The 11,133-nt window shown below is 72.4% G+C and carries 14 protein-coding genes; 5 read left to right on the forward strand and 9 right to left on the reverse strand.

The window, feature by feature from the left end; genetic code table 11:
* Positions 1–72: 72 nt before the first annotated feature.
* Genes sodN through IG69_RS0108620 form a run of 5 tightly spaced genes read right to left on the reverse strand, consistent with a single transcriptional unit; the run spans position 73 to position 3,526 of the window.
* Positions 73–468, reverse strand: coding sequence for a superoxide dismutase, Ni (sodN, locus tag IG69_RS0108600; RefSeq protein ID WP_030527756.1), 396 nt, complete (start codon positions 466–468; stop codon positions 73–75).
* 46 nt (positions 469–514) lie between these two features.
* Positions 515–832, reverse strand: a complete 318-nt coding sequence (locus IG69_RS0108605; RefSeq protein ID WP_030527757.1) for a S24 family peptidase — start codon at positions 830–832, stop codon at positions 515–517.
* Entirely contained in the window at positions 829–1,689 is an 861-nt protein-coding gene (locus IG69_RS0108610) for an amino acid ABC transporter ATP-binding protein (protein WP_051750384.1), read from the reverse strand. Before IG69_RS0108610 ends, IG69_RS0108605 begins: the two co-directional genes overlap by 4 nt.
* Positions 1,689–2,603, reverse strand: a complete 915-nt coding sequence (locus IG69_RS0108615) for an amino acid ABC transporter permease (protein ID WP_030527759.1) — start codon at positions 2,601–2,603, stop codon at positions 1,689–1,691. The genes IG69_RS0108610 and IG69_RS0108615 overlap by 1 nt, the downstream gene beginning before the upstream one ends.
* Before the next feature lie 2 nt (positions 2,604–2,605).
* Positions 2,606–3,526, reverse strand: coding sequence for an ABC transporter substrate-binding protein (locus IG69_RS0108620; RefSeq protein ID WP_030527760.1), 921 nt, complete (start codon positions 3,524–3,526; stop codon positions 2,606–2,608).
* Positions 3,527–3,836: 310 nt separating this feature from the next.
* Here IG69_RS0108620 and IG69_RS0108625 point away from each other — a divergent pair, with 310 nt between their 5' ends.
* On the forward strand, positions 3,837–5,015 hold the full coding sequence (locus IG69_RS0108625) for an NAD(P)-dependent malic enzyme (RefSeq protein ID WP_036829605.1): 1,179 nt from the start codon (positions 3,837–3,839) through the stop codon (positions 5,013–5,015).
* 6 nt (positions 5,016–5,021) lie between these two features.
* Here the strand turns inward: IG69_RS0108625 and IG69_RS0108630 are convergent, their stop codons facing one another.
* Together IG69_RS0108630 and rfbA are read right to left on the reverse strand one after the other, a co-directional pair.
* On the reverse strand, positions 5,022–5,630 hold the full coding sequence (locus tag IG69_RS0108630; RefSeq protein WP_030527762.1) for a dTDP-4-dehydrorhamnose 3,5-epimerase family protein: 609 nt from the start codon (positions 5,628–5,630) through the stop codon (positions 5,022–5,024).
* Positions 5,630–6,502 carry a glucose-1-phosphate thymidylyltransferase RfbA gene (gene rfbA, locus IG69_RS0108635; protein ID WP_030527763.1) on the reverse strand — a complete coding sequence of 291 codons (873 nt, stop codon included), beginning with the start codon at positions 6,500–6,502 and terminating at the stop codon, positions 5,630–5,632. Before rfbA ends, IG69_RS0108630 begins: the two co-directional genes overlap by 1 nt.
* Before the next feature lie 52 nt (positions 6,503–6,554).
* Here rfbA and rfbB point away from each other — a divergent pair, with 52 nt between their 5' ends.
* Genes rfbB through IG69_RS0108655 form a run of 4 tightly spaced genes read left to right on the forward strand, consistent with a single transcriptional unit; the run spans position 6,555 to position 10,123 of the window.
* Positions 6,555–7,562 carry a dTDP-glucose 4,6-dehydratase gene (gene rfbB, locus IG69_RS0108640; protein ID WP_030527764.1) on the forward strand — a complete coding sequence of 336 codons (1,008 nt, stop codon included), beginning with the start codon at positions 6,555–6,557 and terminating at the stop codon, positions 7,560–7,562.
* Positions 7,562–8,425, forward strand: a complete 864-nt coding sequence (rfbD, locus tag IG69_RS0108645; RefSeq protein ID WP_036829607.1) for a dTDP-4-dehydrorhamnose reductase — start codon at positions 7,562–7,564, stop codon at positions 8,423–8,425. Before rfbB ends, rfbD begins: the two co-directional genes overlap by 1 nt.
* Before the next feature lie 50 nt (positions 8,426–8,475).
* Positions 8,476–9,144 (forward strand): class I SAM-dependent methyltransferase, encoded by a 669-nt coding sequence (locus IG69_RS20955; RefSeq protein ID WP_051750385.1) that lies wholly within the window; start codon positions 8,476–8,478, stop codon positions 9,142–9,144.
* Positions 9,145–9,154: 10 nt separating this feature from the next.
* Positions 9,155–10,123: a zinc-binding dehydrogenase gene (locus tag IG69_RS0108655; RefSeq protein WP_030527767.1), complete on the forward strand. Its 969-nt coding sequence runs from the start codon at positions 9,155–9,157 to the stop codon at positions 10,121–10,123.
* Between the two features lie 132 nt (positions 10,124–10,255).
* Here IG69_RS0108655 and IG69_RS0108660 read toward each other — a convergent pair whose 3' ends face one another.
* Together IG69_RS0108660 and IG69_RS22490 are read right to left on the reverse strand one after the other, a co-directional pair.
* A complete protein-coding gene (locus IG69_RS0108660; RefSeq protein ID WP_030527768.1) occupies positions 10,256–10,930 on the reverse strand; it encodes a GDSL-type esterase/lipase family protein in 675 nt (224 codons plus the stop codon).
* A gap of 8 nt (positions 10,931–10,938) precedes the next feature.
* Positions 10,939–11,115, reverse strand: coding sequence for a DUF6104 family protein (locus IG69_RS22490; RefSeq protein WP_169742049.1), 177 nt, complete (start codon positions 11,113–11,115; stop codon positions 10,939–10,941).
* Between the last annotated feature and the right edge of the window lie 18 nt (positions 11,116–11,133).

Below are 11,133 nucleotides of genomic sequence, written 5' to 3' on the forward strand. Positions count from 1 at the left end.
CTCGGGCACCTCGGACACGACGACGGCGGGCGCCCCCGAGGGGACACCCGCCGTCGGACTCGAGCCGGTGGCTCAGGCCTTCTTGGTCTCGGCGAAGATCGTCGCGATCTCGTCGATCTTGGCGAGCAGCTCGTCGGCCTTGGCCGCGTCGAGCTCGCCCTTGGTGCCGGAGGCGCCGGCGAGCTTCGTGGCCTCGTTGAACAGGGTGTGCAGCTGCGGGTACTTCTCGAAGTGCGGCGCCTTGAAGTAGTCGGTCCACAGCACCCACAGGTGGTGCTTGACGAGCTCCGAGCGCTGCTCCTTGATGAGGATGGCGCGGGTGCGGAAGTCGGGGTCGTCGTTGTCGGCGACCTTGGCGATGATCGCCTTGATCGACTCCGCCTCGATGCGGGCCTGGGCGGGGTCGTAGACGCCGCACGGGAGGTCGCAGTGGGCCGAGACCTCGGTGACGCGGAACAGGGACAGCATGTGGGTCACTCCTACTCAGATGGGGGGACGCGCGGTCGTCCTCAACCTACCCCAGCGGACGCCACACCAACCCGGCGACCACCGCGAGGACGTCGGCCTCGGCGAGGGAGCCGACGTCGAAGGACGTGACCCCCTCGGCCGGGTTGTCCGAGTCCACCCACCAGCGCTCGGGCGCGTCCGGGTCGCGCCCGGTCAGCCGCTTGACCGCGAGCGGTCGCGGGCGGCCCGCGGCGTCCGGTGGCAGGCGCACCACGTGGGCCCGTCCGGCGCGCGGGCGCAGCCCGCGGAGCACGAGCAGCACGTCGCCCTCGCGGTAGGTGGGGAGCATCGAGCGCCCGCGGACGCGGACGAGCGCCGGCCTCACGGCTCCTTCGGGGCGTCGTCGAGCGCGGCGACCCCGGCGCTGACCGCCTCGGTGACGGCCTGCGCGTGGGCCTGCTCCTCCTGGCGCATCCGGGAGAGGAAGGCGCGGGTGCGCCCGTGCTGCGGGTTCCCGATGACCTGGCCCGGGGGGCCCTCCTCGACGACGACGCCGCCGTCCATGAAGACGACCCGGTCGGCGACCTCGCGGGCGAAGCCCATCTCGTGGGTGACGACGATCATCGTCATCCCCTTCTGCGCGAGGTCGCGCATCACCTTGAGGACCTCGCCGACGAGCTCGGGGTCGAGGGCCGAGGTCGGCTCGTCGAAGAGCATGAGCTTGGGCTCCATCGCGAGGGCCCGGGCGATGGCCACGCGCTGCTGCTGCCCACCCGAGAGCTGGCTCGGGTAGGCAGCAGGCTTGTCCTGCAGGCCGACCTGCTCGAGCAGCTCGTGCGCCCGCGCCTCGGCGGTGCGCCGGTCCACGCCCTTGACCTGCACCGGCGCCTCGACGACGTTCTCGAGGACCGTCTTGTGCGGGAAGAGGTTGAAGCGCTGGAAGCACATGCCGATGTCGCGGCGCTGGGCGGCGATCCGCTTGTCGGTGAGGCGGTGGAGGGTGCCGCCGCGGTCGTCGTAGCCCATGAGGTCGCCGTCGACCCAGATCCGCCCGCCGTCGATGGTCTCGAGCTGGTTGATGCAGCGCAGGAAGGTCGTCTTGCCGGAGCCGGAGGGACCGAGGAGGACGACGACCTCGCCGGTGCGCACGTCGAGGTCGATGCCCTTGAGCACCTCGTTGCCGTGGAAGGACTTGGTGACGTTGACGGCGTGGACGAGCGGTGCGTCCGACGTGGCGGGCATCAGTGGTCGGCTCCGATCTCGGTGAGCTTCTGCTTCGTGGCCTTCGGCGTCGGGCCGTAGCCACGGCCGAAGTACCGCTCCAACCAGGACTGCCCGAGCATGAGGATGGTGCAGACGATGAGGTACCAGAGGGTCGCCGCCATGAGGCCGGGCATGATCTTGAAGGCGCGCGAGCCGAAGAAGGTCGCCTGGTAGTACAGCTCGATGGTGATGTTGGCGGCGATGAACAGCGAGGTGTCCTTGACCATCGCGATCGTCTCGTTGCCGGTCGGCGGCACGATGACGCGCATGGCCTGGGGGAGGACGATGCGGCGCATCGTCTTGCCGGGGGCCATCCCGAGCGCCTGGGCGGCCTCGGCCTGCCCCCGGTCGACCGACAGGATGCCGGCGCGCGCGATCTCGGCCATGTAGGCGGCCTCCGAGAGGCCGAGCGCGATGCCGCCGATGAGGACGGTGCTCGACCACGCGCTGTAGTCGATCGTCGCGAAGTGGATGCTGGAGAACGGGATCCCGACGTCGAACTTGTTGAGGTAGAGGTACCCGAAGCCGACGGCGAAGAGCGAGAGCAGGACGTAGCGCGGGATGGCCCGGAAGAACCACGTGTAGACGAAGGACACACCGCGCAGGACGGGGTTCTCGGACATCCGCATGATGGCCAGCACGACGCCGAGGACGACGCCGATCGCCATCGCGATGACCGTGCCGAGGATGGTCCCCATCCACAGGCCGTTGATCACCGACTTCTGCTGCATGATCTGGAACGTGTAGGCCCAGTCCCAGCGCTCGTTCGTGACGAACGAGTTGACGAGCATCGCGACGAGGACCCCGATGACGGCGACCGCGACCCAGCGTCCGGGGTGCCGGACCGGCCGGGCGTCGATCGCGCCCGGCCGGTCGGCGGTGGTGTCGGTCATGGTCAGCCGACGGAGGGGTTGACCGCGAAGTCGCTGATCGCGCCACCCTCGGTCTTCCACTTGGCGAGGATCTCCTGGTAGGTGCCGTCGGCCTCGAGCTGCTTGAGCGCCTCGACGATGGCGTCGCCGAACTCGGTCTGGTCCTTCGGCAGGACGTAGCCGTAGGGGGCGGAGTCGTACTGGTCGCCGAGGAGCTCGAGGGTGCCGCCGGTGGAGTCGACCGCCGCGATGGCCGGGGGCAGGTCGACGAGCATCGCATCGGCCTTGCCGGACTGCACCATGGCCGTGACCTTCGCCTGGTCGCCGTCGACGAGGGCGTTGATGGCGGGCTTGCCGGCGTCGGTGCACGCCTTGTCACGGGCGGGCAGGTCGGTGTCGGCCTGGACCGTGCCCTTCTGGACCGCGATGTTGAGGCCGCACGCGTCGGCCGGGTCGACCTTCTTCGGGTTGCCCTTCTGGGTGACCCACTGGGTGCCGGCCTTGAAGTAGCTGACCATCGTCGCCTGCTGCTCGCGCTCGGCGTTGACCGTGAAGCTCGAGACGCCCACGTCGTACTTGCCGCTCTGGACCCCGAGGATGATCGAGTCGAACGCCGAGGGCTGCCACTCGGTCTTGACGCCGAACTTCGCCATCACGGCGTCGAAGAGGTCGACGTCCATGCCGATGACCGTCTGGCCGTCGGAGTCGAGGTACTCGTTCGGCTGGTAGGTGGCGTCGGTGCCGATGACGACCTTGCCGGCGCTCTTGATCTTCTCCGGGAGCTTGGCGGCCAGGGCCGCGTCGACGCTCGGCGCGGGGGCCGAGGAGCCGGCCGGCGCCGAGGTGGTGCTGCCGCCCGTCGAGAGCGAGTCGGAGCCACAGGCCGAGAGGGCGAGGGCGGTCGTGGCGAGAGCGGCGACGGCGATCGCACGGGTGCGGAGCATGCTGGTCCTTTCACGGGTGCCGGACCCCGGGTGGGCGCCCGACCGAGAGGGTGTGCAGGTGATCCTGCCACCGGAGCGTGCGACGTGCGTCACGCCCGGGTAACTATCCGGGCGTGTCCGCGGGCCCGCACCGCGACGTGCGTCACACGCGGAGGCCTCGGCCGCCGCGGGCCCCTGTGCCATGATGAGGACCTTCCGGTGGACACCCCCGCCGCGCGACACCCGCAGACGCACCCATCCCTGCGGGCCGCAGCACCCCCTCCCGCACGCTGTCCGCTCGCGTGCCCCCCTCCCTCTCCGAGGAGCCATCGTGTCCGCGTCCCCCGTCCTGCCGTCCTTCGACCCGGAGAGCCCGGTCTTCCGTGCTCACGAGGGCGGGAAGCTGGGGGTACACGCGACGCAGCCGCTCCGGGGGCGCGAGGACCTCTCGCTCCTCTACACCCCGGGGGTCGCCGAGGTGTCCCTCGCCATCGCCGCCGACCCCACGCTCTCGACCCGCTACACCGCCCGCGGCAACACGGTGGCCGTCATCAGCGACGGCACGGCCGTCCTCGGCCTCGGGGACATCGGCCCGCTCGGGGCGATGCCCGTGATGGAGGGAAAGGCGGTGCTGTTCAAGCACTTCGCGGGCATCGACGCGGTGCCGGTGGTCATGGAGACCGGCACCGTCGACGAGCTCGTCGAGGCGATCGCCCGCATCGCGCCGAGCTACGGCGGCATCAACCTCGAGGACATCTCGGCGCCGCGTTGCTTCGAGATCGAGGAGCAGCTCAAGGAGCGCCTCGACATCCCCGTGTTCCACGACGACCAGCACGGGACGGCGATCGTCGTGCTCGCCGGCCTGTACAACGCGGTGCGCGTCCTCGACCGCCGGCTCGAGGACCTGCGGGTCGTCGTGGCCGGCGCCGGGGCCGCCGGCGTCGCCGTGACCCGGCTCCTCCAGCGCGCCGGCGTCCGTGACGTCGTCGTGTGCGACTCGCGCGGGATCATCCACGCCGGGCGCCCGGACCTCTCCGAGCACAAGCAGCGGCTCGCGCTCTCGACCAACCCGCGCGGCCTCACCGGCTCGCTCGGGACGGCGCTCGAGGGGGCCGACTGCTACGTCGGCGTCTCCGGCGGCACCGTGCCGGAGGAGCAGGTGGCCGCCATGGCCCCCGACGCGATCGTCTTCGCGCTCGCGAACCCGACCCCCGAGGTGCACCCCGACGTCGCGCACCGGCACGCCGCCGTCGTGGCCACGGGGCGCTCGGACTTCCCGAACCAGATCAACAACGTCCTCGCCTTCCCCGGCATCTTCCGGGGCGCGCTGGACGCCGGGGCCACGCGGGTCACCGAGGCGATGAAGCTGGCGGCGGCGCGGGCCATCGCCGACATGGTGCCCGAGCCGACGGCGGAGCAGATCGTGCCCTCGGTGTTCGAGCCCGGGGTCGCCGAGGCGGTGGCGCAGGCCGTGCGGCGGCTCGCCCCGACCCGGTCGGCGCGGGGCTGAGCGCGCTCAGCGCGAGCGGCGGGCCAGCTCCTCGGCGTGCGCGCGGCACGCCTCCCACGTCGGGAGCAGGCCCTGGCCCGCGGCCTCCGCGAGCGTGGGCGCCTCGGAGTCCTTGGGGGAGAGCAGCGGCGTGACCCCCTCGGGCAGCTCGAGGCCGACGGCGGGGTCGAGCGGGTGGACGCCGTGCTCGCCGGTCGGGTTGTACGCGGCGGAGCACAGGTACATCGCCGTCGTGCCGTCCTCGAGCGCGCAGAACGCGTGGCCGAGGCCCTCGGAGAGCCAGACCGCGCGGCGGTCGACGGTGTCGAGGAGGACGGCCTCCCACTGCCCGAAGGTCGGCGAGCCGACGCGGACGTCGACGACGTAGTCGACGAGCGAGCCGGTCAGCGCGGTGACGTACTTGCCCTGGCCGGGTGGGACGTCGGCGAAGTGGATGCCCCGCACCGTGCCGCGCGAGGAGACCGACACGTTGGTCTGGACGACGTCGGGGCGGTGTCCGAGGTGCTCGGCGAGCCGGTCGCCGCGGAAGGACTCGAGGAAGACGCCGCGGTCGTCGGGGAACTGGCGCGGGGTGACCACGAAGGCCCCCTCGATCGAGAGCGCGCGGATGTCCATCAGCGCGTCCCCCGGGCCAGGCAGGCGTGGAGGTAGGCGCCGTACCCGGACTTGAGGAGCGCGTCGCCGAGCGCGCGCAGGGCGTCGTCGTCGATCCAGCCGGCCCGCCAGGCGATCTCCTCGACGCACCCGACCTTGTGGCCCTGGCGGGCCTCGACGACGTGGACGAACTGGCTGGCGTCCATGAGCCCCTCGAAGGTGCCGGTGTCCAGCCACGCGGTGCCGCGGGGGAGCACCGTGACCGTCAGCTCGCCGCGCTGCAGGTAGGCGTCGTTGACCGCCGTGATCTCCAGCTCGCCGCGGGGGCTCGGCTCCAGGGACCGCGCGATCTCGACCACGTCGTTGTCGTAGAAGTAGAGGCCCGGCACGGCGTAGTCGCTGCGCGGCTGCGCCGGCTTCTCCTCGATGGACACGACGGTCCCGTCGTCGGCGAACTCGACGACGCCGTAGGCCGTGGGGTCGGCCACGTGGTAGGCGAAGATGTGGCCGCCCTCGACGTCGGTGAGGCGACGCAGCGCGGTGCCGAGGCCGCTGCCGTGGAAGATGTTGTCGCCGAGGACGAGGGCGACGGAGTCCTCGCCGATGAAGTCCGCCCCGATGACGAAGGCCTGGGCCAGGCCCTCGGGCCGCGGCTGCACGGCGTACGAGAGCTCGATGCCCCAGCGCGAGCCGTCGCCGAGCAGCCGGCGGAACTGGTCGACGTCCTCGGGGGTGGTGATGACGAGGATCTCGCGGATGCCCGCCATCATCAGCGTCGAGAGCGGGTAGTAGACCATCGGCTTGTCGTAGATCGGCATGAGCTGCTTGGAGATCCCCATCGTGATGGGGTGCAGCCGCGTGCCGCTTCCGCCGGCGAGGACGATGCCCTTCATGCCGTCGAGCCTATCGGTGGGCGGTTCCGGGCCGCGCAGTAGCCTTGCGCGCATGAAGGTACTCGTCACCGGGGGAGCCGGGTTCATCGGCAGCAACTTCGTGCACCGGACGCTCGCGACGCGTCCGGACGCGCAGGTGACCGTGCTCGACCTGATGACGTACGCCGGCTCGACCGCCTCGCTCGAGGGGACCCTCGACCGCGTCCGCCTGGTCGAGGGCGACGTCGCCGACGCCGACCTCGTCGACCGGCTCGTCGGCGAGTGCGACCTCGTCGTGCACTTCGCGGCCGAGTCGCACAACGACAACTCGCTCGAGGACCCGAGCCCGTTCGTGCGGACCAACCTCGTCGGCACCTTCACCCTGCTGGAGGCCGTGCGCCGCCACGGGGTGCGCTACCACCACATCTCGACCGACGAGGTCTACGGCGACCTCGAGCTCGACGACCCCGCGAAGTTCACCGAGGCCACGCCGTACAACCCGAGCTCGCCGTACAGCTCGACCAAGGCCGGCTCGGACCTGCTCGTGCGCGCCTGGGTCCGATCCTTCGGCATCCGCGCGACGATCTCGAACTGCTCGAACAACTACGGCCCGCGCCAGCACGTCGAGAAGTTCATCCCCCGCCAGATCACCAACGTCATCGACGGCGTGCGCCCCAAGCTCTACGGCGCCGGGCTCAACGTGCGGGACTGGATCCACGTCGACGACCACAACGAGGCCGTCTGGACGATCGTCGACCGCGGCGCCTCCGGCGAGACCTACCTCATCGGCGCTGACGGCGAGGTCAACAACCTCGACGTCGTCCGGCTCATCCTCGAGCTCATGGGCGAGGACCCCGACGGCTTCGACCAGGTGACCGACCGCGCCGGCCACGACCTGCGCTACGCCATCGACGCCGACCGGCTGCGGCGCGAGCTCGGCTGGAGCCCGCGCTACGAGAGCTTCCGCGACGGCCTGGCCGCCACCATCGACTGGTACCGCGAGAACGAGGCCTGGTGGCGCCCGCAGAAGGAGGCCACCGAGGCCCGGTACGCCCGCACGCAACAGGTCCTCGGCCGCTGATGGCGCGCTGGCTGGTCGTCGGTGCGGCCGGGATGCTCGGCACCGACCTCGTCGAGGTGCTGCGCGAGCGCGGGCACGAGGTCGTGGGGATGGACCTGCCCGCGGTCGACGTCCTCGACCCGGCGTCCTGCGCCGCGGCGGTCGCGGGCGCCGACGTCGTCGTCAACTGCGCGGCCTACACGGCGGTCGACGCGGCCGAGACCGACGAGGCCCGCGCCTTCGCGGTCAACGCCGTCGGCGCGGCCAACCTCGCGCGCGCCGTGGCAGCCGGCCCGGGCTCGCTCGTGCACGTGTCCACCGACTACGTCGTGGCCGGCGACGGCACGACGCCGTGGCCCGCCGACGCGCCGGTCGCCCCCGCCTCGGCCTACGGCCGCACCAAGGCGGCCGGGGAGTGGGCCGTGCGGGCCGAGTGCCCCCGCGCCTGGGTCGTGCGCACCGCGTGGCTCTACGGGGCGCACGGGCGCAGCATCCCGGCGACCGTCGCCCGCCTCGCGCGCGAGCGCGACACCTTCGGGTTCGTCGCCGACCAGGTGGGCCAGCCGACGTGGACCGTCGACCTCGCCGACGGCATCGCCCGGATCGTCGAGGCCGGCGCGCCCTACGGCATCTGGCACGGGACGGCCGACGGCGAGACCTCCTGGCACGGGCTGGCCGGCGCGGTGCTCGAGGAGCTGGGGGAGGACCCGGCGCGGGTGGCCCCCATCACCTCCGACGCCTACCCGGCCCCCGCCCCACGGCCCGCGTACAGCGTCCTGGACCACGCGATGTGGCGCGCCGCCGGGCTCGAGCCGCTGCCGCACTGGCGCGACGCGCTGCACCGGGCCGCGCCCACCGTCCTCGGCACGGAACGGCGCGCCTGAGCCGGGTCGGGGCATCCGTCCGGGCCCCGCGTAGGGCAGACTCACCCCCCGTGAAGACCTTCACGCGCTACTCGTCCTACACCGGCCTGCGACCCGAGATCTTCAAGCGGATCGGCACCGGCCACCGCGAGGTGCTCGACGTGGGGTGCGCCAACGGCACGCTCGGCGACGCCGTCAAGCGCCGACAGGGAGCCCGCGTCACGGGGGTGGAGTACGACGAGGGACTGGCCGGCGAGGCCCGCGGCCGCCTCGACCGGGTCGTCACCGGCGACCTCAACCGCCTCGACGAGATCGTCGCGCAGCTCGAGGGGCCCTACGACTGCATGGTCTTCGCCGACGTGCTCGAGCACCTCGTGGACCCCTGGAGCGTCCTCGACGCCTTCACCGACCACCTGGCGCCCGAGGGCGAGGTCGTCATCAGCCTGCCGAACGTCGGGCACCTGGCGACCTTCACGAGCGTGTTCCTGCGCCGCACCTGGCCGCGCCGCGACCGCGGGCTGCACGACTCGACGCACCTGCGGTGGTTCGCGCGCCGCGACATCGAGGAGCTGCTCGCGCAGACCTCGCTCGAGCCGGTCGCGTGGAAGCGCTCGCAGCGCTTCGTCGACGCCCCGGTCGCCGTCAACAAGCTGGCGCTGCTCGTCGGCTGGGTCCCCGGCCTGCGCGACCTGCTGACCTACCAGTTCGTCGTCGTCGCCCGCCGCCGTCCGACCCCGTAGGGTCGGGAGCATGCTCGCCGCCTTCGCCAAGTCCCAGTCCGCCGACGACCCGCTGAGCGGCCTCGAGGTCGGGGAGCGCCCCGACCCGCAGGCGCCCGAGGGCTGGACGACCGTCCGGCTGCGCACCGCGGCCCTCAACCACCACGACGTGTGGTCGCTGCGCGGGGTCGGGCTGCCGGCCGACCGGCTCCCGATGGTCCTCGGCTGCGACGGCGCCGGCGTGACCGAGGGCGGTGACGAGGTCATCGTCCACGCGGTCGTCGCCTCGCCCGGCTGGACCGGCGACGAGACCCTCGACCCGCGCCGCAGCCTGCTGTCCGAGGTGCACGACGGCACGCTCGCCGAGGTCGTCGCCGTCCCGACGCACAACCTCGTGCCCAAGCCCGACGACCTCTCGTGGGAGCACGCCGCCTGCCTGCCGACCGCGTGGCTCACGGCCTACCGGATGCTGTTCACGAACGCCGCCGTGCAGCCCGGCGCCACCGTGCTCGTCCAGGGCGCCGCGGGCGGGGTCGCCACCGCCCTGGTCCAGCTCGGCTCCGCGGCCGGGCTGCGGATGTGGGTCACCTCGCGCGACGCCGAGAAGGGCGAGCAGGCCGTCTGGCTCGGGGCCGACCGGGCCTTCGAGAACGGCGCCCGGCTGCCCGAGCGCGTCGACGCGGTGATGGAGACCGTCGGCGCCGCCACCTGGTCGCACAGCATCAACAGCCTGCGGCCGGGCGGCACCGTCGTCATCTCGGGCGCGACGTCGGGCGACGCCCCCTCCAAGGCCGAGCTGACGAAGATCTTCTTCAAGCAGCTGCGGGTCGTCGGGTCGACGATGGGCACGCGCGACGAGCTCGAGCGCCTCGCCCGGTTCGTCGTCGACGCCGGCATCGAGCCGCTCGTCGACTCCGTCATGCCCCTGGCCGACGCACGCGACGGCTTCGCCCGGATGGTCGAGGGCCGCGTCGCCGGCAAGGTCGTCTTCACCGTCTGACCGACGGGAGGGTCGCGACGAACAACCGCGTCATCACCGTGACGGCGCGGTGGTTGGTCGCGGACGGGGATACATCCGCGTCCGAGGCGGGTTTCCCCGCCATCACCGTGACGCAGGGGATCGACGTGTCGCTCAGGCGATCTGGAGCCAGTCGTTCCAGCCATTGTGCAGGACGAGCCAGGCGATGAGCCCGTAGCCGGCCTGGCCCGGGTGGTGCGGTACGCCGGACGCGGCGAGGTCAGTGCGCCACTGGTCGTGCCCGAGCAGCGGGGCGTAGCAGTCGACGAACGGGACCCCGCGCCGGCCGCAGACGTCGGCCTGCGCGTCGACGAGGACCTCGAGCCGCGAGTTCAGCTCCTCGTCGTCCGTCGGGGGCGGGCTGACGACGAAGGTGCCGACGCCCGACGACGCGGCGTCGTCGAGGAGGTTCGCGAGGTTGAGCCGGTGCCGCGCCAGCGAGACGCCCGAGAGGATGTCGTTCGTCCCGACCGACAGCACGAGGCGCTTCTCGGACCGGCCGCGCCAGCGCCGCGGCACCTCACCGGCCCACCGCTCGAGCAGGTCGCCGGAGGTGTCGCCCCGCACGCCGAGGTTGTACGAGGTCAGCGTGAGGTCCGGGTGCTGGGTGCGCCCGACGACGCGGGTGACCCAGCCCTGGCCCTTGGGGTCGCCGACCCCGGCGACGAGGGAGGCGCCGAGGAAGACGAGCGCGAGGTCGCGTGGACCGTCGGGGACGACCACCGCCTCCGCGCTCGGGCGGAACTCGATGGGGGACTGGCCCCCGGGGCCGCCCTGCTCGTCCGGCATCTGCTCGCTCACTCGTCCTCGTCGTCCAGTCGGGCCAGCCAGGTGGCCAGCCGCTCCACGGGCACCTCGAAGTCGGGGTTGAGGTCGACGAACGTCCTCAGCTGCTCCGCCAGCCAGTCGAGGGTGACCTCCTCGTCCCCCCGCCGCGCCTGGAGCTCCTCGATGCCGCGGTCGGTGAAGTACACGTCCTCGAGCCTACCGGC

Source organism: Phycicoccus jejuensis (assembly GCF_000720925.1).
GTDB classification, from domain to species: domain Bacteria; phylum Actinomycetota; class Actinomycetes; order Actinomycetales; family Dermatophilaceae; genus Phycicoccus; species Phycicoccus jejuensis.

Coding starts and splice junctions, on each gene's coding strand:
- rfbD (WP_036829607.1), top strand. CDS start 7,562: ATGGCGCGCTGGCTGGTCGTCGGTGCGGCCGGGATGCTCGGCACCGAC.
- rfbA (WP_030527763.1), bottom strand. CDS start 6,502: ATGAAGGGCATCGTCCTCGCCGGCGGAAGCGGCACGCGGCTGCACCCC.
- IG69_RS0108610 (WP_051750384.1), bottom strand. CDS start 1,689: ATGCCCGCCACGTCGGACGCACCGCTCGTCCACGCCGTCAACGTCACC.
- IG69_RS0108620 (WP_030527760.1), bottom strand. CDS start 3,526: ATGCTCCGCACCCGTGCGATCGCCGTCGCCGCTCTCGCCACGACCGCC.
- IG69_RS0108630 (WP_030527762.1), bottom strand. CDS start 5,630: ATGGACATCCGCGCGCTCTCGATCGAGGGGGCCTTCGTGGTCACCCCG.
- rfbB (WP_030527764.1), top strand. CDS start 6,555: ATGAAGGTACTCGTCACCGGGGGAGCCGGGTTCATCGGCAGCAACTTC.
- IG69_RS0108615 (WP_030527759.1), bottom strand. CDS start 2,603: ATGACCGACACCACCGCCGACCGGCCGGGCGCGATCGACGCCCGGCCG.
- IG69_RS0108655 (WP_030527767.1), top strand. CDS start 9,155: ATGCTCGCCGCCTTCGCCAAGTCCCAGTCCGCCGACGACCCGCTGAGC.
- sodN (WP_030527756.1), bottom strand. CDS start 468: ATGCTGTCCCTGTTCCGCGTCACCGAGGTCTCGGCCCACTGCGACCTC.
- IG69_RS0108660 (WP_030527768.1), bottom strand. CDS start 10,930: ATGCCGGACGAGCAGGGCGGCCCCGGGGGCCAGTCCCCCATCGAGTTC.